Source organism: Rhodopseudomonas palustris HaA2, assembly GCF_000013365.1.
Taxonomy (GTDB): Bacteria; Pseudomonadota; Alphaproteobacteria; order Rhizobiales; family Xanthobacteraceae; genus Rhodopseudomonas; species Rhodopseudomonas palustris_J.
Genome location: NC_007778.1, coordinates 3,334,181 through 3,354,090 on the forward strand (window position 1 = coordinate 3,334,181; position 19,910 = coordinate 3,354,090).

Below are 19,910 nucleotides of genomic sequence, written 5' to 3' on the forward strand. Positions count from 1 at the left end.
CGGTCCAATGTCTGCCGTCCGGTGTCTTGTATCGGGTCCATCAGATTCGCATCTTCGCGCGCCGGCGCGCCGAACACAACGCGCCGCCCCCCTTGGACGGCCGATCTCCGCAATTGGTTCGACGCGGTTGCCGCGGAAGCGGATTTTTTGTATCCGCGGTGCTAGAAAGTCCCCGACGGTCCCATAGCTCAACTGGATAGAGTAGCGGATTTCTACTCCGCGGGTTGCAGGTTCGAATCCTGCTGGGATCGCCACCTTATTCTCTAAGATCGCAATTCCCCCGTAATTCCGTTTTGTGGCTTTTACCGCAAATCTATGGTCATCAAGAATCTCATCGCAACAGCTTCCCAACGGCACCGGAACATTTGGATTGTACATGCAGCCCGATCAGCGTTATCGCCAAATTGGACGCCTGATAGAAATTGCTCCGCCGGCGCCTCGCAATGATAATTTGTCGCTGGAACTAATGCGCTGGGTAGGACAGGTGTCCGCAGTCATCGCGGACACGAAAAATTTGCTGCTGCAGGCTGAAATATCAATTGCGATTGACGGTTTACAGCATCCAGGCCGCGCGGATTCATTTCAGAAAATTATGATTACGCTATACAAGGCCCTGGGTGAAGCGGAACTGATTGCGCCTGCTGATGCGAAGGGCTCGTTTGTCCCCGTTGGTAATACATTCGATGCATTCTCTGCGGTTTCAAAGATACTGGGCTCGGCACGTCACGACGTATTGCTCGTCGACCCATATCTGGACGATTCGGTCTTGGTCGACTTTGGAGGCTGCGCTCCGGAAGGCGTTCCGGTCCGCTTGTTAACAGACGAAGCCACTGTCAAACCCAGCCTTGCGCCGGCGGTAGCCCGTTGGAAGGTGCAGTACCCTTCTCGACCAGTCGAAGTTCGCTTATCGCCTGCGCGTACGCTTCACGACCGAGCGATCTTTATTGACAATGCAATAGCTTGGACTGTCACTCAGTCACTAAAGGATCTTGCGAAAAGATCACCCGCCGAACTTGTACGGGTCGATGATACTGCTTCATTGAAGATCTCCGCGTACGACGCCCTTTGGCACGCAGCTCAACTTTGCCCTTGAGAAAGACAAGACACACCATGACTGAAGAAATCACAGATGGAAGCGTAGTTCGTCTTAAATCAGGGGGCCCCTCAATGACGGTGAAATGGGTTGGCGAGAACGGACTCGGCGAGCATGGGGCACTCTGTCAGTGGTTCGTTCAAGACAAAGCTCCGTGGAAGGCCGAGGAAAAGCTATTTCCATTGTCTTCCTTGAAATTGCTTGAACCATAGAGATTGAAGACGCTGACACATCTGACGGGAATCGATCTGCGGGCCGTACTCGCCGCCCCATGGCGAGACCAATAGGCTACTACCGCGCCAACCGCAGCACCGCACGAACGATAGTTGACCTTCACCACTCACGCCGTGCACATTTCGTTGGTGTAATTACTCCCTTCTACTACTAGCTCACCGGCACCCTCGGCTTCCGCTTCCTCACCACCGGCGCCACCGCCGCTGGCGCAACCGGCTGCAGCGTCACCACCACCGGGTTCGGCTTGTGATCCATCGCGGCCCCCGTCGCCGCGTCGACGCCCATGCCGACGACGCCGCCGAGCAGGATGTTGCCGGCAAAGCCGGCGCCGCCGCCGCCGGAGATTTCGCGGGTCAGCGGGATGATCTGCGGCTGGTAGCCTTCTTTGCTGAGGCTGACGGTGATGTCGGCGTTGCGGTTGACCTCGACGACGCAGGGCGTGACGCAGGAGAACGGGGCATCGGTGCCTGCGACATTGGCCAGCGCGCCGGACGGCGTGCTGGCGATCGAGATGGTTTCGGTGGTGCCGCGCGTCACCGACGCGCAGCCCGACAGCAGCAATGCGGCCGAAACCGCGCCAATCCACAAGCGCATCCTAATCCCCCTGTTACCGGCGCACCAAAGCGCAACGTTTCAGAGGGAATTCAAGCCCGCGCCGCCGGCGGAGGCCGCAGATGAGACGCAGGGTCAAAGGTCTTTGCATTGTCCACACGGCCGACGTGACCGTCGATGTGCCAACGTCGGGCGTGGCCGCCCTCGCCTCGCCCGTAACGGCGCGCCTCAGTCCAGCAGCCAGCGCAGCGAATGGCGCAGGCGCTTTGTGCCGTCGGTCTCGAACCAGCTTCCGTGGGCGAAGATCACGCGCTCCGGTGCCCACCCCAACAGATGGCGCGCGGCGTCTTTGGTGGCGTCGCGCTGCCGGTTCATCGCGAAGCGATAATGCGCAGGCGCCATGCCGTCGGGCGCCGTCGCGCCCGCCAGCCACGCCAGCGGACGCGCCACCGGGCCGAGCTTCGCGGGCTCGAGGTTCTCGACGAAATCGGTCAGGATCAGCGTCTTGCTGGCGCGATGAAAGAACGCGACTTCGTTGACGCCGAAGCCGCCGGTGATCAGCAACTGGTCGAGATCGGCGGACCATGCGCCGGGCGGCGATTCGCCGAGGTCCTGGTCCAGCACCACGCCCGACTTGATCACGGGCGCGCGCGTCCGCAGGCCCGGGACGGCCCAGGTCTTCGCATCCGGACAGCGGTCTTTCCACTCCTTCACGAACTGCCAGTGCGCGACGTTCGGCGCGACCAGATGCGCAATCGGCCCGAGACGCTCGATCGCGGCTTTCAGATCATCGGAATAGCTTGTCGGCGAATGCAGCCAGACTTCGCCCGACGCCAGCCGAACCACGGTCATCCGCACCGGAACCTCCAGCCCCATCGCGCTGAGCGGGCCGCTGTCGACGATCCAGATATCCTCGGCCACCGGCTTCAACGTGTCGGTCGGCTGATAGGCGACGGCGTGCGGCTCGGGCATCGCGTGCTCTTTCGTCGGGTTCGGGTCGGCGGTGGCCGCGGATCGGCCATTGCTCTTGCTGGCTCCAAGGCGCTCCCGACCTTTTCGTTCCAGAACCTCGCGGCGCGGCGGAACAGCATCGACAGATCAGGGTTCGTGTCCCGCAACGGAGGAGACGACATGTCCATCGACGATTTCAAAGGGACTACGCCGGCGTTCCTGCCCGAGGAATTCTTCGACGGCCGGCTGGAAGGCTGGGGCGTGCTGGAGAGCCTGATCGGCGGGCTGCAGAAGCGCAGCACCATCGAGGCCGAGGGCCGATGGGACGAGCAGACCCAATCGGTGCATTTCACCGAGACCTACCGGTTCGACGATGGCCACGTCGACACGCTGCACTGGACCATCCGCAAGCTCGCGCCGGGCCGCTACAGCGGCGCCGAACCGCGGCTCGACGGCGAGGCCCAAGGCGAACAGGCCGGCTGCGCCTTCCATTGGCAATACACCCGCGACACGCCGCAGCCGGACGGCTCGACCACCAGGCTCAATTTCGACGACTGGTTCTACCGGATCGACGAAAGCGCCTGCATGGTGCGCGGCAGCGCCGGCCGCGCCGGCATTCCGTTTGCGACCGCGCATGTGACCTATCGCAAGCTGACATGAGGCGAGCTTGTATCACCGCTCCGTGCTGATCGCCGGAGCCGACCCTGCCCGCGCCGCGTCGAGATGCGGCGCGAGGATCTCCTTCACCACGCGGCGCTTGTCGCGCATCACCTCGGGCTCGCCCATCTGGCCGACTTCGTGCAGCCAGGAGCCGCACCATTGCAGCGGGCCGTCATAGGTGCCGATGCCGTCGCAATACGGCACGAAGCGCGATGGCGATTGTTCGAGCTTGCCGAGTTCGTACCGGCTGAACACCGGCCCCCAATTGGCGCCGCCGGTGTCGAGCCCGATGAACCAGTCCTGACCGAAATCGAGCGCGAGGTCGCGCACCGCGCCGAACCGCATCATCGTGAAGCCGGCCCACAGAAACCAGCGGCCGTTGTCCGGCTCGGCGAAGCGGACGTAGCCGTAGATGTCCTGCGCCGCCAGCGGCGCGAACGGATCGTCGGGCGCGGTCGGAAACAGGTCGTGATCGAGCAGCCCGAACGCTTCCGGCGCGCCCGGCCGCAGCACATTGTGCCAGATCCAGTTCAGCGCGATGCCGTGCGAGCGGCTGCTCTTCTTCCACGGGTTCTCCGGGGCGCGCAGATAAGCGACGCCGTGCTCCGCGGCGACGCGTTCGATCTGTCGCGCGACCTCGTCCTCCGGCGAATTGTCGACCACGACATACAACGTCTCGGGAAAGAAATGCCGCAGCAGCGTCGCCTGCAGGTCGATCGCCTCCGGGTCCCTATAGGCAACCGTCACCAGCACCTTGCGGCCGGTGATGGTCCGCGCCACGGCGGCGGGATCGCCGACCAACGCCGGCGCGCGGCGATACTGCCGGTCGATCCAGCGATAGCGCGCGGTCTTGAGGCCGTGCGACAGCGGCCGCAATCGCTTCCAGTCCGCCCAGGTGTATTCGCTCAACGGCTTCGGCATGCTGTCGTCCGCAACGCTTTCAGGTGAATCGGCGGCCCGCGCGGCCGCGGCAGTCGTCGCGCGCACTCATCGGCCGTCGGCCAGAAGCTGCGGGTTCTCGATGATGTCGGCGGCCCTGTCGAGTCCGCGATACAGATCCTCGGCCAGGCCGTAGGCGATGCCGTTCGCGCTCCAGCGGTCGCGCTGCACCGCAGGCGCCGCCGCGGCCAGGGCCGCGGTCAGCGCCTCCTCGGTGAACGGCGTCGAAATCACCTGCCCCGCCTTCGCCTTGACGACGTGGGCCGCGTAGCCGCAATCGGCCGTGGTGATCACCGGCAGGCCGTTGATCAGGCTTTCGAGGATCACGGTGCCGGTGGTGTCGTAGCGCGCCGGGTGCACCAACAGATCCGCCGCCGCCATCAGTTCCGGGATGTCGGCTCGGAAGCCGAGCAGGTGAACGCGGTCGGCGACGCCGACGCCGCGGGCCCAGCTCAGCACCTGCCCGGCCTGCTTGCTGCCCTGCTTGATTCCGGCAACCGCCAGTCGGACCTCCGGCAGCGGCCGCATCGCCGTCAACGTCCGATCCAGCCCCTTGACGCTCGGCTGGTTGGCGATCGAGAGCCAGAGCTGATCCGAAGCCGCAATGCCCAGGCCCTCGCGCAGCCGCTCGCGGGTGCCGTCGGTGCGATACTCGGGATGCCGCCGCCCGAGATCGATGGTCGGCGGCAGGACCTCGACGCGGTCGGGTTCGGTCGACCAGACGCTGCGATAGTCGCGCGCCTGATTGTCGCTCAGCAGCATGCAGACCGTCGCCAGCCCCTGCCTGAAACTGTCGGCTTCGAGCAGCAACTGAATCCGTCGGCGCGCGCTCCATCGCGCCAGCCAGCCGACGCGGCGCGCCGCGAGGCACGGATCGGCGCAATACAGCACGTCGAGGCCGAGCAGCTTGCCGAACCCGACCACCCGATCGAACCGGCCCGCGCAGCGCGCGACCACCGCCTCGGCGAATTTCAGGTCGCGGCGGTGATTGCTGACGGCGCGGTTGGGCAGCAATTCGACGTTGAGGCCGGCCGGGATGTCGCCCTTGCAGCGCTCGGCGAAGATCGTCACCTCGTGACCACGCGCCGCGAGCCGCGCCGCGATCGCCATGCAGTCGCGCTGCAGACCACCGGCGGAAAACAACGTGACGATGGCGAACGCAATTTTCATCGATCGACTTTCGAAGCGGCGGCGACGCCGGAAGCGTGAGGGTTGCTCAGAACTGCCGGCTCCGCAACAGATAGGCCGGGATCGCCAGCCCCGCGCCGATCGCGCCGACGATGGAGACGACGCGAATGAAAGCCTGGGCCGACGCGACGAGCTGTTCGACCGACTGCCCCGACGTATCGGCGGCGACCGAGATGTAGCCGATCATCGCCTGGCCGAAAAACGCGCCCGGCACCATCGGGATGCAGCCGGCGAGCGCGATGGCGTTGCAGGCGACGCCGAGCCAGCGCCGCGCCAGGATCGCGATGCAGGAGGTGCCGATCGCGGCGAGGAAGGTCGCGGCCTCGAGGCTGGCACCGGATGTCTGGCTGAAGGTGCGGATGCCGAGCGCCAGCGCGCCGGCGACCGCGCACCACGCCAGCGAGCGCCAGCCGAAATTGAACAGCACGCCGAAGCCGGCGGCAGCGACAGCGCCGAACGCGGCCTGATGCGCGAGGTGAGCAAGCATGGCGATCAGTTCATTGCTCACACCGGCACCCTCAATACGAATTCGGCGATCCACAGCCCGGTGACCGCAAACACCATGATCATCACCACCCAGACCGCGCGGGCGCTGCCCATCGTCGGGTAGCCGTCGAGCACGTCGGTCTGCGCGTTGGTCGATGGCACGCCCGGCACCAGCAGCAGGATCGAGGCCATCATCGCCAGCTCGACCGTGCTGCTGCCGGCCAGACGCGCGCCGAGGCCGCCGAGGGTCGCGGCGACGCAACCGATGATCGCGGCGACCACGAACACGTTGACATGGCGCCCGAGCAGCGCATGCCGGAGCCGCTGGCCGATCCCTGCCGCCGCCAGCATCGGCCCGAACGACAGCCAGTCGGCGCCGAGCAGCCGGCCGAACGCCGCGCAGGCGGCGCCGGTGGCGATCGCCACCAGCCACGGCGGATGCCGTGGGGTGTCGCGCAGCAGCCGGTCGAGCTCGCTTTCGATCTCCTCCGGGGACATTCCCCCGCGCGAGACGCGCAGCACCAGATCGCGCACCGCGAAGTCGAGCCGGTGATTGACGCCGTGGGGGCCGATCTGCGTCATGCGGGTGATGGTATGGCGGTCGCGTTCCAGCGTGATCTCGAACGAGGCATAGCCGGATCGTATCCCCAGCACCTCAACGCCGAGCCCGCCGGCGATCATCCGCGCGCCTTCATGCACGACGCGGACGGAGGCGCCGCTCTGCGCCAGGATGGCGCCGGCGCGCAACGTCGCATGCGCGATGCGGTCGAGCGCGTGGTGATGCAGACGATCTCCGTCAGCGGTATCCGAATGGGTTTCCATCTTGCGATTTCAGTTATCAGGCCCGTGAAAGGGACGTTCGAACCTCGGCGATCCGCAAACTTCGTGGCGATTCCGCGCCTGACGCACGATATTCGGACGATGGTAACATGTGGTAGTTCGCCGAATGAGATCGCGAGTCATTGATTGCGATCACTTCCAATTCAGAAGCACAGGACTATGCTGACCCGGTTCCTGGCGTGATGCCCTTTCGAGGAATGAGGTTGGACATGAAATTTCCGGTGTTGATCGTGGCGCTCGTCGCCGCCGCAGTGATTGCATTTGTCGCGATGAACTCCCAACGCGAGGTCGCACCGAACGCGTCGACCACCGACCCGTCGGTGAGCGCGCTTGCACCGATCAGCCCGGTCAGGACCCTCACCTCGTCCAGCTGCGCCTCGGACGGTTGCCCGGTGTCGTGCGAGTCGGGCGAGATCCTGCTGTCGGCGATCTGCATCAGCGGCAGCAAGGGCCGCTTCTCCGATATGCTGCGGGTCGAACAGGACAAGATGACCGCGACCTGCGGCAACAAGGCGGGTAGCATCCTGGTCTATTGCGGTCGCCCATAAGCCGGCCACCGACGTGCAGCCGCCTGCGATGGCGGGCGGCCGCACGATCCGTTCGACCGCTCAGCCCTTCACGCCGAGCAGCTCGACCTCGAAGATCAGCGTGGCATTCGGCGGAATCACGCCGCCGGCGCCCCGCGCGCCGTAGCCGAGCTCGGGCGGAATGATCAGCGTGCGCTTGCCGCCGACCTTCATGCTGGCGACGCCCTCGTCCCAGCCCTTGATCACACGGCCCATTCCGATCGGGAATTCGAACGGCTCGTTGCGATCGACCGAGGAGTCGAATTTCTTGCCCTTGACGCCGTTCTCGTACAGCCAGCCGGTGTAGTGCATCACGCAGATCTGGCCGCGCGCGGGCGATGCGCCGCTGCCGACGGTGGCATCCTCGATCTTGAGGCCGGAGGGCGTGGTGACGGTCTTGGCGGATTCGGACATTGCTGGGGTACTCATTGTCAGGGTCGCGGTTGCGGACAGCGCCGCGACGAAAGCGATGGCCAGCATGGCGCTGGCGCGGGGGGCGAAAGGCATCGGATTGTCCTCGGACAGGTCGGGTCGATCGCGAGCGAGGCCCCGTTCTAGACAGAACAGACCCACATCACAACCGCCCGGCGGAACTCATCCGCCCGCCCACAATCGGGGGCCGTTCCGGCCACTCGCGCATTGCGCGAACCGCTCCCGGCGGTAAGCTCAGGCGGGACATTGGCGCACCGATGCGAAACGGGCTGTATTCGATCCACATCAGGATGCTCGACGGGGTCCGTGGCCGGTCCAACGGGATCATCATCCTGCGCGACGGCAGGCTGCTCGGCGGCGATCCGTATTTCTGGACGGTGGGCGACTACACGATCGGCGACGGCCATTGGAAGGGCGAATTGCTGACGCGCCAGCACACGCCCTATGCGGAGACCCCGGCCCGGCCGGTGTTCGCCGGGCGCGACGTCACGACAGGCTTCACCGGCACCTTCGCCGACGATCGCTCCGAAGTGTTCGGCACGTCGCTGGTCGGAAGCCGCAGCGTCAGCTTCCGCGCCACGCTGCGCCGGCTCTCCGATATCAACTGACATCGTCGGCCCGGCTGGGCCCGATCGTACCGGAACGGGCCCACCGCAGGCCGCGCTTACTTCTTCATGCCGTCCTTCGACATGTTGTCCTTGTGCATGCCGTCGTCCTTCTTCATGCCGTCTTTCGACATCGAATCCTTCGCCATCGTGTCCTTTTTCATGCCGTCCTTGGACATGGTGTCCTTCTTCATGGTGTCGGTCTTGTCCATGGCGAAGGCCGCCGGCGCGGCGGCGAGGCTGAGAGAGACGACGGCGGCGGTGAGGCCGAGAGCGATACGGGTGCTGATGGTCATGTTGCTGTCATCCTGTTGCGATCAATCGGGACGCGGCGAGAGCCGCTACAGGTCCAGACGGACGCGGCGATGACTTTGTTACGCGCGGACGGCGAATATTCCCGAATGCCTCGCGATTATCCGGGTGCACCGCAACACGATGCACGCGCTGCGTCGAACATACCGGCGTGAGCTTCGCTCAGAGCAGCCGAACGCAAGCTTTTGCTAACCCGCCCGCTTCCGCTTGGCATTCAACGCATTCACCACCCGACTGACCGGCGGGCGGCCGAGTAGCGACGCGACGCCGTTGGTCGCGGCGATGAGCTTGTCCATGTCGATGCCGGTCGCGATCCCCATGCCTTCCAGCATGTACACGACGTCCTCCGTCGCGACATTGCCGGTGGCACCCGGCGCGTAAGGACAGCCGCCAAGGCCGCCGGCGGCGCTGTCGATGACGCGCGCGCCCTCCTCCAGCCCGGCATAGAGATTGGCAAGGGCCTGGCCGTAGGTGTCGTGGAAATGCATCGCCAGCGCGGCCATCGGGACCGCGTCGGCGCAGGCGCGCAGCAATTCGCGGACCTTGTTCGGCGTGCCGACCCCGATCGTGTCGCCGAGCGAGACTTCGTAGCAGCCGAGATCCCACAGCGTGGTCGCGGTATCGACCACCGCCTGCACCGGCACATTTCCATCAAAGGGACAGCCGAGCACGCAGGACACATAACCGCGGACTTTCACATTGTCCGCCTGCGCCCGCGCGATCACCGGCTTGAACCGCTCGATCGATTCCGCGACCGAGCAATTGATGTTGGCGCGTGAAAAGCCTTCCGACGCCGAGGCGAACACCGCGACCACCTGCGCGCCGGCGGCGCGCGCGGCATCGTAGCCCTTCTCGTTGGGCACCAGCACGTGGAATTCGCCGGGCAGTTTCAGCGATGCGCGCAGCACCTCGTCGGAACCTTGCATCTGTGGCACCGCCTTCGGCGACACGAACGCACCGACCTCGACGATGGACAGGCCAGCCGCGACGAGGCCCTCGACGAAGGCGATCCGATCCGCGACGCTGATCGGCGTCTTCTCGTTCTGCAGCCCGTCGCGTGGGCCGACTTCGACGATGCGGACGGTGTCGGTCATGCTGCGCTACTCCGCGTCCGGCTCGATCTCGGCGAGTTCGGCGCCCTCCTGGACGATGTCGCCGACCTTGCACTTGATCGCCGTCAGCGTGCCGGCGAACGGCGCGCGCAGGGTCTGCTCCATCTTCATCACTTCGAGGGTCAGGATCGCCGCGCCCTTGTCGAGCCTGGCGCCGGCTTCCGCGAGCAACGCGACCACGGTGCCGGGCAGCGGCGCGACAATCTTGTCCTCGCCGACGGCCTCCTCGCTCTCGCCGCCGAACGGATCGACGAGGTGCAGATCGAACCGGCCGTTGCGCGTGCGCAAATACAATTCGTGCCCGTCGAGCACGGCGTGAACGCGCGAGCGCGTCTCGCCGAGCGTCACGTCGATACCCTCGCCATTGACCGACCACGCGAACACGACATCGCGGCCGTCGATCGTCAGTGTTGCGGCGCCGACGCCGTAAGCGAGTTGCGCCGCGTGATCGGTGTGGTCGTGTCCCTGCCCGCGCCGGAACACAAAGCTGCGCTTGCGCCGTCCGACCGGCATCCAGCCCGACGCGCGCCACGGCGTCGGCCCTTCGGCACGCGCGGCGTCGTCCTCGCTGCGCAGGATCGCCGCGACCGCGGTCGCCAGTTCGAGATCGCCGACCGTCTCCGGCGCCGCGGTGAGCGCCGCGAGATGGCGCTCGATGAAGCCGGTGTCGATGGCGTTGGCGCCCACCTCGGGGTGCGTCACCAGCGCCGACAAAAACGGAATATTCGTCACGACGCCACGGATATCGGTCTCGTTCAGGCCGCGGTCGATCCGGTCGATCGCAGCTTCGCGCGTCGGCGCGAACGCGATCACCTTGGCGAGCATCGCATCGTAATACGGCGACACGCTGTCCCCGGCGCGATAGCCGGCGTCGATCCGCAGACCGTCTGTCTCGGCCGGCGTCCGCCAGGTCGTGATCTTGCCGACCGACGGCATGAAATTCTTCGCCGGATTTTCCGCATAGACCCGCGCCTCGATGGCGTGGCCGCGCAGTACGAGTTGGTCCTGCGTCATCGGCAATGCCTCGCCGAACGCGACGCGAAGCTGCCATTCGACCAGATCGACGCCCGAGATCAGTTCGGTGACCGGATGCTCGACCTGCAGGCGGGTGTTCATCTCGATGAAGAACACGTCGCGGCCGTCGGAGACGAATTCGATGGTGCCGGCACCGACATAATTCACAGCGCCGGCCGCGCGCCGCGCCGCCTCGCAGACTTTGTCGCGCCCGGCGGCGTCGAGCGTCGGCGACGGCGCCTCCTCGATAACCTTCTGGTGGCGGCGCTGCAGCGTGCATTCGCGCTCGAACAGCGACACCAGATTGCCGTGGCTGTCGCCGACGATCTGCACTTCGATATGGCGCGGATTGTCGACGTATTTCTCGATCAGCAGCGTGTCGTCGCCGAACGCCGCCTTGGCCTCGCGCTTGGCGCTGGCGATCGCATCAATGAGTTCGCTCGCCGCCCGCACCACGCGCATGCCGCGACCGCCGCCGCCGGCCGAGGCCTTCACCAGCACCGGAAAGCCGATCTTGTCGGCCGCGGCCGACAGCGTCGCCTCGTCCTGCGCGGCGCCGTGATAGCCCGGCACCAGCGGCACGCCGGCCTTCTCCATCAGCGCCTTGGAGCCCGATTTCGAGCCCATCGCGATGATCATCTGCGGCGTCGGCCCGACGAACACCAGACCGGCATCGGCGCAGGCCTGCGCGAATTCGGCACTCTCGGAGAGAAAGCCGTAACCCGGATGCACCGCCTCGGCGCCGCTCGCGCGCGCGGCTTCAATGATGCGCGGAATGTTCAGATAGCTGTCGGCCGCCTTCGCCGGGCCGATCAGCACCGCCTCGTCCGCCTCGCCGACATGCAGCGCGCCGGCATCGGCTTCGGAATACACCGCGACGGTGCGCAGTCCCATCGCCCGCGCGGTGCGGATGACGCGGCAGGCGATCTCGCCGCGGTTGGCGATCAGCAGCGTGCGGAAGCGCTTGTACAAGCCTGTCGTTGCCATCATCACATCCTGAACAGGCCGAATGTCGTCGGCTCGATCGGCGCATTCGCCGACGCCGACAGCCCGAGACCCAGCACCAGCCGGGTGTCGGCGGGGTCGATCACCCCGTCGTCCCACAGCCGCGCGGTCGCGTAATACGGGCTGCCCTGCGTCTCGTATTGGGCGCGGATCGGGGAGCGGAATTCCTCTTCCTCCTCCGTGCTCCAGGCGCCGCCCTTGGCCTCGATGTTGTCGCGGCGCAGCGTGCTCAGCACCATCGCCGCCTGCTCGCCGCCCATCACCGAGATCCGCGCGTTCGGCCACATCCACAGAAATCGCGGCGAATAGGCCCGGCCGCACATGCCGTAATTGCCCGCGCCGTAGGAGCCGCCGATCACGATGGTGAATTTCGGCACATTGGCGGTGGCGACCGCGGTGACCAGCTTGGCGCCGTCGCGGGCAATGCCGCCGGCCTCGTACTTCTTGCCGACCATGAAGCCGGTGATGTTCTGCAGGAACACCAGCGGGATGCCGCGCTGGCAGCACAGCTCGATGAAATGCGCGCCCTTCAGCGAAGATTCGCTGAACAGGATGCCGTTATTGGCGATGATGCCGACCGGAAAGCCCCAGATATGCGCGAAGCCGCAGACCAGCGTCTGGCCGTACAGCTTCTTGAACTCGTCGAACTCCGAGCCGTCGACGATCCGGGCGATGATATCGCGCACGTCGAACGGCTTGCGCTGCTCAGCCGGGACAATTCCATAGAGCTGCTCGGCCGGATACAGCGGCTCGCGCGGCGCGCGCATGTTGAGAAGCGCCCGCTGCGGCGGCTTCAAGGTGCCGACGATTTTCCGCGCGATGCCGATGGCGTGGGCGTCGTTCTGCGCGTAGTGATCGGTGACGCCGGACTGCCGGGAATGCACGTCGGCGCCGCCGAGCTCTTCGGCGGAGACCACCTCGCCGGTCGCGGCCTTCACCAGCGGCGGGCCGCCGAGGAAGATGGTGCCCTGATTGCGCACGATGATGCTCTCGTCCGACATCGCCGGCACGTAAGCGCCGCCGGCGGTGCACGAGCCCATCACCACTGCGATCTGCGGGATGCCCGCAGCCGACATGTTGGCCTGGTTGAAGAAGATCCGGCCGAAATGCCGCTCGTCGGGAAACACCTCGTCCTGCTGCGGCAGGAAGGCGCCGCCGGAGTCGACCATGTAGATGCACGGCAAGTTGTTCTGCCGCGCGATGTCCTGCGCGCGCAGATGCTTCTTCACCGTCAGCGGATAATAGGTGCCGCCCTTCACCGTGGCGTCGTTGGCGACGATCATGCATTCGCGGCCCATGACGCGACCGACGCCGGTGACGATCGAGGCCGAATGCACGTCGCCGCCATAGAGGCCGTTGGCGGCGAGCGGCGACAGTTCGAGAAACGCGGTGCCGGGGTCGAGCAGTAGGTCGACGCGGTCGCGCGCCAGCAGCTTGCCGCGCGCGGTGTGCTTGGCGCGCGACGCCCCGCCACCACCGCCGGCGACGTCGTCGAGCTTGTCCTTCAGCTCTGCGACCAGCGCGCGCATCGCCTCGGCATTGCGCGCGAATTCGGACGAGCCGGGATCGATCTGGGAATGCAGCGACATGGCGTTTCCGGCTTTTATGGCTCGCCTCGGGGATGAAGCGTTCGGATCATGGTGTCATCGCGCGGGCGCAGGACGCAACCCCAACCTGCGGCGCTCCGAACAGGCGCAGCCCATAGCGGTACGGCTCGCCTCCGGCTTGCGCCGACAGGTCACGCGCCGGCCGATCAAAACGCCTCGGCGCCGGAGCCTGCCATCGGCGGGCGGTCCGGCGGAGAGGACGGCCGGCGTATCCGGTCAGTGCGTCCAGGGCTCGCCGCGGCGGAAGGCGAAATTGTCGGCATAGGCCGCGCGCCGGCGCACCGGCTCCTTCGGCTCCAGCACCTGATACGGGATGCCTTCACGCTCGCAATAGGCGATCGCCTCCTCGCGGCTGTGGAAGCGCAGGCTGATCTGCTGCTGCATGTCGGTGGACGAGGTCCAGCCCATCAGCGGCTCGATCATCCGGGGTTGCTCGGGCTCGTAGTCGAGCTGCCAGTCGCGGGTCTTGGCGGTCCCGGACTGCATCGCGTTCTTGGCGGGCTTGAAGATCCGTGCGGTCATCGAAGGTTCGGGCCTGTCAGGTGCATTGCTGCGGTTTGGTGAAAGCGGCGCTCATAGTGTACCTTGGTGTGTCTATCGAAGTCGAACATTTGCGTGACATGACAAGGGTCGCGAAACGCAGGAGTTCGTGATCGGTACGGGCCACTTGTGATTCCATCGCGAGGCGGCTGGTTTCGGAAATGGGTATATTCGGTCCCCGACGCCATGACAATCGATCGGGACCGGACCACAACGGTTTCAGAATAAGACACGGGACGAACGGCTCCATGGAAATTCAGGCAATTCTCCCCGGCAAGGGCCGCGATCTGCGGCTGGATCTGTTCCGCGGCGTGGCCAACTGGGCGATCTACCTGGATCACATCCCGGACAATGTGGTGAACTGGATCACCACCCGGAACTACGGTTTCAGCGACGCCGCCGACCTGTTCGTGTTCATTTCCGGCTACACCGCCTCCTTCGTCTACGCCAAGATGATGCTGGAGCGCGGCTTCATCGTCGGCGGCACAAGGCTGACCAAGCGGGTGTGGCAGCTCTACGTCGCCCACATCGTGCTGTTCGTGATCTACATCGTCGCGATCGGCTATGTCGCGGTGCGTTTCAGCGATCCCGACATCATCAACGAGTTCAATGTCGCGGGCCTGGTCGACAACCCGATCGAGACGCTGCGCCAGGGCCTGCTGCTGAAATTCAAGCCGGTCAATCTCGACGTGCTGCCGCTCTATATCGTGCTGATGGGGCTGTTTCCGCCGGTGCTGTGGCTGATGCTGCGCAAGCCCGACACGGTGATGATCGCCTCGATCGCGCTGTATTTCGCCGCGCGCTATTACGAATGGAATCTGCCGTCCTATCCGGCCGGCACCTGGTACTTCAACCCGTTCTGCTGGCAGCTGTTGTTCGTGTTCGGCGCATGGTGCGCGCTCGGCGGCACCATGCGCTCGCGCTCGATCATCAACTCCAGCTATATGCTGTGGTTCTGCATCGCCTACATGCTGTTCGCGCTGGTGATGACGATGGCCGGCCGGTTTCCGACCCTCGGCGAAATGTTCCCGACCTGGCTGTTCGAGACCTTCAACCCCAACGACAAGACCAATCTGGCGCCCTATCGCTTCCTGCATTTCGCGGTGCTGGTCGTGCTGGTGGTCCGGTTCGTGCCGAAGGAGTGGAAAGGTCTGGAGTCGCCGATTTTCGACCCGCTGATCAAATGCGGCCAGCAGTCGCTCGCGGTGTTCTGCGTCGGCGTATTCCTGTCCTTCGTCGCCCATTTCGAACTGATGATGAGCTCGGGCTCGCTGCTGGCGCAGATCGTGGTCAGCGTCACCGGCATCGCTCTGATGACGCTGGTGGCCTATTACATCACCTGGTCGAAGAAGCAGGACAAGCCGCTGAGGCCGGCGGTCGCCGCGGCGGCACCGGCGGCCCAGCCGGCCGGCATGGCGGCGTCGGCGACGAGCGTGGCGGCGGCCGGGCTCGGGCCGGACGCCTCCCGTGCGGCCGCCTCACCCCCAGCCTCTGCGGCGGCGACGCAATCGGTGCCGTCGGCCGGAGCGACGAAGACGTGATTTTGAAAGGCTGAGCCGGCGCGAGGCGTCGCGGACGTTCCGCTGCGAATGTGGTCGGGGCAACAGGATTCGAACCTGTGACCTGCAGTACCCAAAACTGCCGCGCTACCAGGCTGCGCTATACCCCGATGCCGTGTCGGTCCGCCGTCGATACACGCTTCCGCCGACCCCAGCAAGCCACCGGCTCAGCGGCCCTTGAACAGCGGATGCCCGACCCGGTCGCCGGCTGCGATGCCGAGCTTCTTCGCGGTGCCGCCGACGACTTCGAGCACGCCGGTCACCGGCCCGCCGGAGGCGATGATCTTCGTCGACAGCGGTTCGGTGTTCTCGGCGATCCGCAGGATGCGGCCGTCGGCGCTGATGAAGATCATGTCGAGCGGGATGTAGGTGTTCTTCATCCACATCGACACCGGCTGCTCCGGCCGGAAGTCGAACAGCATGCCCTGCCCTTCGGGCAATTGCTTGCGATACATCAGGCCGGTCTCGCGCTCCTGCTCGGTGGTGGCGATCTCGACGCTGAACACATGCACGCCGGTCCGGGTGACGATCTCCAGCGTCTCCATCTTGGCCGCCTGCGCGGTCTGCGCGGCGAACGCGCACAACAGCAACGCAGCAGCCAGCGCGCCCAGCAGGCGGCCGAAACGTCCAAAACGAAAGCTTGTCATCGCGACCTGTCCGTCAGTCCGGATTGAAATCGGCGCGACCCTAGCGCGACGATCATGGCCAACGCCAGACCGCGATGAACGGAACGGCCGCGCCAAGGCGGCGACGGATCACAAATCGGCGATCTGGGGAGCGGCGTGGTCTGAAAGGCCGACGCGGGGACCGTCAGTGCGAGGACAGGCCGGGGGCGCCGTTCTCCGGCTGGATCTCCGCCGCCATCATCCCCTTGGAGCCCGGCCCGAACCGCACCAGCACATACTGGCCGGGGCGCAGCTCGGTCATGCCGTAGCGGCGCAGCGTCTCCATGTGTACGAAGATGTCCGGCGTGCCCTCTCCGCAGGTCAGGAAGCCGAAACCGCGCAGCCGGTTGAACCATTTCACCTGGGCGCGCTCGAGCCCGCTGGTCGGCGTGACGCTGACATGGGTGCGCGGCGGCAGCATCTGGGCCGGATGGATCGCGGTGGATTCGTCCATCGAGACGACCCGGAACGCCTGATAGCCCTTGGCGCGCTGGACGCATTCGACGACGATCCGTGCGCCCTCATAGGCGGTCTGATAGCCGTCCCGGCGCAGCACGGTGACGTGCAGCAACACATCCGCAGCGCCGTTGTCGGGGACGATGAAGCCGTACCCCTTCGAGGCGTCGAACCATTTGATGACGCCGCCGATCTCGACCAGGTTCGCGGTTTCGCCGATGCCGGCGAAGGCAGCGCCGACACCGTCGCGATGCGTGAATTCGTCGCGAGGCGCGAATTCAACGGCCCCTGACCGCCCGGCACCGCCGGTCGCCATCACGCCTGGCTTTTTGGACTCAAAACCGTCCGACCCCATGACCCCGGACCCCGCGCGTCAAAATTTCAACCGTGCCGCTCCTGCGACGCCAGCAATCCGCGTGCCCCAGTTCCATGACTAATCAGGATTGCGCCGCCGCGAATCTATTAATCTAAAGATAACACCGCGATGCCCGCCGCAAAGACAAAAAACGCGTGATGCGACAGCTATGAACAGGCTTGAATACCTGCGAATCATACGGGGATTCAGTTGCCGACGAACGGTCCGAGCGTCTCGCCGATGTCGTGCCGGATCACCAGATCGGCGATCTCGTCCTGCTCGGTCGGCTCGTTGTTGATGATCACGAGCTTGGCGCCGGACTCTTTCGCGAGCATCGGAATCCCCGCGGCCGGCCACACCACCAGCGACGATCCGATCACCAGAAACAAATCGCAATTCTGCGCGAGCTGGCTCGCGTAGCGCATCTCGTCGACGGGCATCGCCTGGCCGAACGAGATCGTCGCGGTCTTCACCGGCTCGTCGCAGGCGGTGCAATGCGGCGCATGGCCGGCGCGTCGAAACCACTGCCGCACCCAATCGAGCTCGTGGCGTTTGCCGCAGCCGATGCAGCGCGCATAGGTGGTGTTACCGTGCAGCTCCACGACATCGCCAGCGGCGAAGCCGGAAGCCTGATGCAGATTGTCGATGTTCTGGGTGATGATCGCCGGCACCTTGCCGGCCTTGTACAGCGCCGCGAGCGCGCGATGGCCGCGTCCCGGCTGCGCCGCCGCGAAGGTGTCGTCCATCGCGAAGCGCCGCCGCCAGGCCTCGTCGCGCGCATCCTGCCGCGCGACGAATTCCTCGAACGGGATCGGCCGGTTGCGGGTCCACAGCCCGCCCGGCGAGCGAAAATCCGGAATGCCGGATTCGGTGGAAATCCCGGCGCCGGTGAACGGCACGATCACCGAGGCGCCGGCGATCATGTCGCCGAGCCGCTCGACGCCGCTACGCAGGTCGGGTGCGATCATGGCTTCCAGTCCCGTGACATTCGACATCTCGCAATTTGCCGCGCCTTCCGCAAGCCGATCGGACGCGGCCCGGATATGCGACCGGCTCGACCACGCGCCTCGCCGGTCCGGGTTCCCGATGCACGGATTCGAACCCACATTTTTTTGAATTGCAACGGGGCCGAACCGAGCCGATAGTCGGGGCGTCTCTACGGATGACCTCCCCGAAAAGAGCCCCGTGACCTCCAAGGCGGGGCTCTTTTTTCGTCGGACTTCGTTCCGCTGGACCTGCGTCCGTCCGTTTCGCTGCTTCGTCGGCCGGGTCGTCCTTCGATTTTCGTCTGGTTCGCCGCACTCCCCTGCATGCGTTCGAGAAACGACGGGCCCCGGAGCACTGCTCCGGGGCCCTATTTCTTTCCGCGATGCCGCTGTCATCCCGCGCGTCCGATATCGCCATCACGCGAGTGACGCTTTGCGCCATCGCCCGCGCGGCCGAGCGCGCTCCGCCAGCGCTTTCCAAAGCCGCCGTTTCGTCGCAAGATCGCGCTCTCGCTCGCCTCACGGAGACACCACCAACATGCGTTTTCTGCACACCATGCTGCGCGTCCGCGATCTCGACACCGCGCTGCAATTCTTCAGCGGCGCGCTCGGCCTTCAGGAAGTCCGACGCATCGACAACGACAAGGGACGATTCACGCTGCTGTTTCTGTGCGCGCCAGAAGACGTGGAACTGGTCAGGCAATCGCCCGGGCGCCCGGCGCCGACGATCGAACTCACGCACAATTGGGACGCGGAATCGTACGGCGAGGATCGCTTCTTCGGCCATCTCGCTTACGAGGTCGACGACATCTACGCCACGTGCGAGCGGCTGATGAAGATGGGCATCACCATCAACAGGCCGCCGCGCGACGGTCAGATGGCGTTCGTGCGTTCTCCCGATCTGCATTCCGTCGAGTTGCTGCAGAAGGGCGATGCGTTGCCGCCGCAGGAGCCGTGGGCATCGATGCCCAACACCGGCCACTGGTAATCGCGGCGGCCCGCAGCGCGGCGAACTAACACGCATCGCATTCACATCGATGCGTTTTGTTCCGGATGATCGGGCTTCGAAATCAGTCGGCTTCCAGGAACCAGCACCATTGCATGACGTTGGTCCTGCAAATCATGGAGGCTGACATGGCACGTGGACTACTTCTCTGGCTGATCGGCATTCCGATCCCGATCATCATTCTGCTCTGGCTGTTCTTCGGCAGCTGAGTGCGATCGACCATCGAAACGCAACAGGCCCCGTCATCGCGGGGCCTGTTTGCGTGCAGAGCGACGAATGTCGAGCGACGGGGCCGATGCGGCTGCACGTTCAGACGACGAATTTGACTCCGACCGTCGTGCCGCGCCGCCAGACCACTTCGCAATTCCGGCCGGTCCGGGAATCGCGTGAAAACGCCAGCCGGAGCTTGGGTCCGAGCGAGAGCGCGTCGGCGAGATTGAGCTTGGCGCCGGTGGTGGACAGGTCGATCACCTCGCAGGGCCGCGCCGCGAATCCGCCGTCCAGCGTGATCCACCCGCTTTGCCGAACCGATTTGCGCGATTCGCGCTTGCTTCGCTCTTTGGCCATGTCCGCTCCGTTGCATTCCGGTCTAGCCCCGCGACATTGAAAAAACGTTGCAAACTTGATCGAAATGTCCGGGTATTCACGCTTCTTGACGCGGCGGACTTGCCCGACCCGGCAAACGCCACTATACGTTCGCGCGCCGCTGACGCCCGGGGCCCTTGGGCCGCTTGCGCGGAGGCTCCG

The 19,910-nt window shown here is 65.4% G+C and carries 23 protein-coding genes and 2 tRNA genes; 8 read left to right on the top strand and 17 right to left on the bottom strand.

What is annotated here, in order from left to right; translation table 11 throughout:
* Positions 1-177: 177 nt before the first annotated feature.
* From RPB_RS14720 to RPB_RS25270, 3 genes are all read left to right on the top strand, one after another.
* Positions 178-254, top strand: a tRNA-Arg gene (locus tag RPB_RS14720).
* A 122-nt stretch (positions 255-376) separates the two neighbouring features.
* Complete coding sequence (locus RPB_RS24185) at positions 377-1,093, top strand: phosphatidylserine/phosphatidylglycerophosphate/cardiolipin synthase family protein (protein ID WP_157038828.1); 717 nt, start codon at positions 377-379, stop codon at positions 1,091-1,093.
* Between the two features lie 17 nt (positions 1,094-1,110).
* Entirely contained in the window at positions 1,111-1,305 is a 195-nt protein-coding gene (locus RPB_RS25270) for a DUF2158 domain-containing protein (protein WP_041798264.1), read from the top strand.
* Between the two features lie 172 nt (positions 1,306-1,477).
* Here RPB_RS25270 and RPB_RS14730 read toward each other — a convergent pair whose 3' ends face one another.
* Together RPB_RS14730 and RPB_RS14735 are read right to left on the bottom strand one after the other, a co-directional pair.
* Positions 1,478-1,921 (bottom strand): hypothetical protein, encoded by a 444-nt coding sequence (locus RPB_RS14730; RefSeq protein WP_011441807.1) that lies wholly within the window; start codon positions 1,919-1,921, stop codon positions 1,478-1,480.
* Between the two features lie 186 nt (positions 1,922-2,107).
* Positions 2,108-2,851, bottom strand: coding sequence for a DUF4336 domain-containing protein (locus tag RPB_RS14735; RefSeq protein ID WP_011441808.1), 744 nt, complete (start codon positions 2,849-2,851; stop codon positions 2,108-2,110).
* 159 nt (positions 2,852-3,010) lie between these two features.
* Between RPB_RS14735 and RPB_RS14740 the strand changes: the two genes are divergently transcribed.
* Positions 3,011-3,490 (top strand): DUF3833 family protein, encoded by a 480-nt coding sequence (locus RPB_RS14740; protein ID WP_011441809.1) that lies wholly within the window; start codon positions 3,011-3,013, stop codon positions 3,488-3,490.
* 12 nt (positions 3,491-3,502) lie between these two features.
* Here RPB_RS14740 and RPB_RS14745 read toward each other — a convergent pair whose 3' ends face one another.
* From RPB_RS14745 to RPB_RS14760, 4 genes are all read right to left on the bottom strand, one after another.
* On the bottom strand, positions 3,503-4,411 hold the full coding sequence (locus RPB_RS14745; RefSeq protein WP_011441810.1) for a hypothetical protein: 909 nt from the start codon (positions 4,409-4,411) through the stop codon (positions 3,503-3,505).
* 66 nt (positions 4,412-4,477) lie between these two features.
* Positions 4,478-5,599 carry a glycosyltransferase family 4 protein gene (locus RPB_RS14750; RefSeq protein ID WP_011441811.1) on the bottom strand — a complete coding sequence of 374 codons (1,122 nt, stop codon included), beginning with the start codon at positions 5,597-5,599 and terminating at the stop codon, positions 4,478-4,480.
* 46 nt (positions 5,600-5,645) lie between these two features.
* Positions 5,646-6,125, bottom strand: a complete 480-nt coding sequence (locus RPB_RS14755) for a threonine/serine exporter family protein (RefSeq protein WP_011441812.1) — start codon at positions 6,123-6,125, stop codon at positions 5,646-5,648.
* A complete protein-coding gene (locus tag RPB_RS14760) occupies positions 6,122-6,925 on the bottom strand; it encodes a threonine/serine exporter family protein (protein WP_011441813.1) in 804 nt (267 codons plus the stop codon). Before RPB_RS14760 ends, RPB_RS14755 begins: the two co-directional genes overlap by 4 nt.
* Before the next feature lie 140 nt (positions 6,926-7,065).
* On the opposite strand from RPB_RS14760, the gene RPB_RS14765 reads away from it, so the two are divergent.
* The gene (locus tag RPB_RS14765) at positions 7,066-7,491 is read left to right on the top strand and encodes a hypothetical protein (RefSeq protein WP_245258228.1); all 426 of its coding nucleotides are present in this window, start codon (positions 7,066-7,068) and stop codon (positions 7,489-7,491) included.
* Positions 7,492-7,551: 60 nt separating this feature from the next.
* Here RPB_RS14765 and RPB_RS14770 read toward each other — a convergent pair whose 3' ends face one another.
* Positions 7,552-8,016 (bottom strand): FKBP-type peptidyl-prolyl cis-trans isomerase, encoded by a 465-nt coding sequence (locus tag RPB_RS14770; RefSeq protein ID WP_011441815.1) that lies wholly within the window; start codon positions 8,014-8,016, stop codon positions 7,552-7,554.
* Between the two features lie 182 nt (positions 8,017-8,198).
* On the opposite strand from RPB_RS14770, the gene RPB_RS14775 reads away from it, so the two are divergent.
* Positions 8,199-8,549, top strand: a complete 351-nt coding sequence (locus tag RPB_RS14775) for a GrlR family regulatory protein (protein ID WP_011441816.1) — start codon at positions 8,199-8,201, stop codon at positions 8,547-8,549.
* Between the two features lie 56 nt (positions 8,550-8,605).
* Here RPB_RS14775 and RPB_RS14780 read toward each other — a convergent pair whose 3' ends face one another.
* The 5 genes from RPB_RS14780 to RPB_RS14800 form a co-directional block, all read right to left on the bottom strand.
* A complete protein-coding gene (locus tag RPB_RS14780; protein ID WP_011441817.1) occupies positions 8,606-8,842 on the bottom strand; it encodes a pentapeptide MXKDX repeat protein in 237 nt (78 codons plus the stop codon).
* A gap of 204 nt (positions 8,843-9,046) precedes the next feature.
* Complete coding sequence (locus RPB_RS14785; RefSeq protein WP_011441818.1) at positions 9,047-9,952, bottom strand: hydroxymethylglutaryl-CoA lyase; 906 nt, start codon at positions 9,950-9,952, stop codon at positions 9,047-9,049.
* 6 nt (positions 9,953-9,958) lie between these two features.
* Positions 9,959-11,971, bottom strand: coding sequence for an acetyl/propionyl/methylcrotonyl-CoA carboxylase subunit alpha (locus RPB_RS14790; RefSeq protein WP_085978199.1), 2,013 nt, complete (start codon positions 11,969-11,971; stop codon positions 9,959-9,961).
* A gap of 2 nt (positions 11,972-11,973) precedes the next feature.
* Positions 11,974-13,578: a carboxyl transferase domain-containing protein gene (locus tag RPB_RS14795; RefSeq protein ID WP_011441820.1), complete on the bottom strand. Its 1,605-nt coding sequence runs from the start codon at positions 13,576-13,578 to the stop codon at positions 11,974-11,976.
* 234 nt (positions 13,579-13,812) lie between these two features.
* A complete protein-coding gene (locus RPB_RS14800; RefSeq protein WP_011441821.1) occupies positions 13,813-14,118 on the bottom strand; it encodes an ETC complex I subunit in 306 nt (101 codons plus the stop codon).
* 266 nt (positions 14,119-14,384) lie between these two features.
* Between RPB_RS14800 and RPB_RS14805 the strand changes: the two genes are divergently transcribed.
* A complete protein-coding gene (locus RPB_RS14805; RefSeq protein WP_011441822.1) occupies positions 14,385-15,677 on the top strand; it encodes an OpgC domain-containing protein in 1,293 nt (430 codons plus the stop codon).
* Positions 15,678-15,728: 51 nt separating this feature from the next.
* Here RPB_RS14805 and RPB_RS14810 read toward each other — a convergent pair.
* The 4 genes from RPB_RS14810 to RPB_RS14825 form a co-directional block, all read right to left on the bottom strand.
* A tRNA-Pro gene (locus tag RPB_RS14810) sits at positions 15,729-15,805 on the bottom strand.
* 57 nt (positions 15,806-15,862) lie between these two features.
* Positions 15,863-16,342 (bottom strand): DUF192 domain-containing protein, encoded by a 480-nt coding sequence (locus tag RPB_RS14815; protein WP_011441823.1) that lies wholly within the window; start codon positions 16,340-16,342, stop codon positions 15,863-15,865.
* A 163-nt stretch (positions 16,343-16,505) separates the two neighbouring features.
* A complete protein-coding gene (locus RPB_RS14820; protein WP_011441824.1) occupies positions 16,506-17,171 on the bottom strand; it encodes a cold-shock protein in 666 nt (221 codons plus the stop codon).
* Positions 17,172-17,377: 206 nt separating this feature from the next.
* Positions 17,378-18,139 (bottom strand): SIR2 family NAD-dependent protein deacylase, encoded by a 762-nt coding sequence (locus RPB_RS14825; RefSeq protein WP_011441825.1) that lies wholly within the window; start codon positions 18,137-18,139, stop codon positions 17,378-17,380.
* 556 nt (positions 18,140-18,695) lie between these two features.
* On the opposite strand from RPB_RS14825, the gene RPB_RS14830 reads away from it, so the two are divergent.
* Complete coding sequence (locus tag RPB_RS14830; RefSeq protein ID WP_011441826.1) at positions 18,696-19,145, top strand: VOC family protein; 450 nt, start codon at positions 18,696-18,698, stop codon at positions 19,143-19,145.
* A gap of 327 nt (positions 19,146-19,472) precedes the next feature.
* Here RPB_RS14830 and RPB_RS14835 read toward each other — a convergent pair whose 3' ends face one another.
* Positions 19,473-19,730 carry a PilZ domain-containing protein gene (locus RPB_RS14835; RefSeq protein WP_011441827.1) on the bottom strand — a complete coding sequence of 86 codons (258 nt, stop codon included), beginning with the start codon at positions 19,728-19,730 and terminating at the stop codon, positions 19,473-19,475.
* Positions 19,731-19,910: the final 180 nt, after the last annotated feature.

Coding starts and splice junctions, on each gene's coding strand:
- RPB_RS25270 (WP_041798264.1), top strand. CDS start 1,111: ATGACTGAAGAAATCACAGATGGAAGCGTAGTTCGTCTTAAATCAGGG.
- RPB_RS14740 (WP_011441809.1), top strand. CDS start 3,011: ATGTCCATCGACGATTTCAAAGGGACTACGCCGGCGTTCCTGCCCGAG.
- RPB_RS14815 (WP_011441823.1), bottom strand. CDS start 16,342: ATGACAAGCTTTCGTTTTGGACGTTTCGGCCGCCTGCTGGGCGCGCTG.
- RPB_RS14825 (WP_011441825.1), bottom strand. CDS start 18,139: ATGATCGCACCCGACCTGCGTAGCGGCGTCGAGCGGCTCGGCGACATG.
- RPB_RS14745 (WP_011441810.1), bottom strand. CDS start 4,411: ATGCCGAAGCCGTTGAGCGAATACACCTGGGCGGACTGGAAGCGATTG.
- RPB_RS14820 (WP_011441824.1), bottom strand. CDS start 17,171: ATGGGGTCGGACGGTTTTGAGTCCAAAAAGCCAGGCGTGATGGCGACC.
- RPB_RS14790 (WP_085978199.1), bottom strand. CDS start 11,971: ATGGCAACGACAGGCTTGTACAAGCGCTTCCGCACGCTGCTGATCGCC.
- RPB_RS14760 (WP_011441813.1), bottom strand. CDS start 6,925: ATGGAAACCCATTCGGATACCGCTGACGGAGATCGTCTGCATCACCAC.
- RPB_RS14785 (WP_011441818.1), bottom strand. CDS start 9,952: ATGACCGACACCGTCCGCATCGTCGAAGTCGGCCCACGCGACGGGCTG.
- RPB_RS24185 (WP_157038828.1), top strand. CDS start 377: ATGCAGCCCGATCAGCGTTATCGCCAAATTGGACGCCTGATAGAAATT.
- RPB_RS14775 (WP_011441816.1), top strand. CDS start 8,199: ATGCGAAACGGGCTGTATTCGATCCACATCAGGATGCTCGACGGGGTC.
- RPB_RS14805 (WP_011441822.1), top strand. CDS start 14,385: ATGGAAATTCAGGCAATTCTCCCCGGCAAGGGCCGCGATCTGCGGCTG.
- RPB_RS14780 (WP_011441817.1), bottom strand. CDS start 8,842: ATGACCATCAGCACCCGTATCGCTCTCGGCCTCACCGCCGCCGTCGTC.
- RPB_RS14830 (WP_011441826.1), top strand. CDS start 18,696: ATGCGTTTTCTGCACACCATGCTGCGCGTCCGCGATCTCGACACCGCG.
- RPB_RS14835 (WP_011441827.1), bottom strand. CDS start 19,730: ATGGCCAAAGAGCGAAGCAAGCGCGAATCGCGCAAATCGGTTCGGCAA.
- RPB_RS14795 (WP_011441820.1), bottom strand. CDS start 13,578: ATGTCGCTGCATTCCCAGATCGATCCCGGCTCGTCCGAATTCGCGCGC.
- RPB_RS14770 (WP_011441815.1), bottom strand. CDS start 8,016: ATGCCTTTCGCCCCCCGCGCCAGCGCCATGCTGGCCATCGCTTTCGTC.
- RPB_RS14735 (WP_011441808.1), bottom strand. CDS start 2,851: ATGCCCGAGCCGCACGCCGTCGCCTATCAGCCGACCGACACGTTGAAG.
- RPB_RS14800 (WP_011441821.1), bottom strand. CDS start 14,118: ATGACCGCACGGATCTTCAAGCCCGCCAAGAACGCGATGCAGTCCGGG.
- RPB_RS14730 (WP_011441807.1), bottom strand. CDS start 1,921: ATGCGCTTGTGGATTGGCGCGGTTTCGGCCGCATTGCTGCTGTCGGGC.
- RPB_RS14750 (WP_011441811.1), bottom strand. CDS start 5,599: ATGAAAATTGCGTTCGCCATCGTCACGTTGTTTTCCGCCGGTGGTCTG.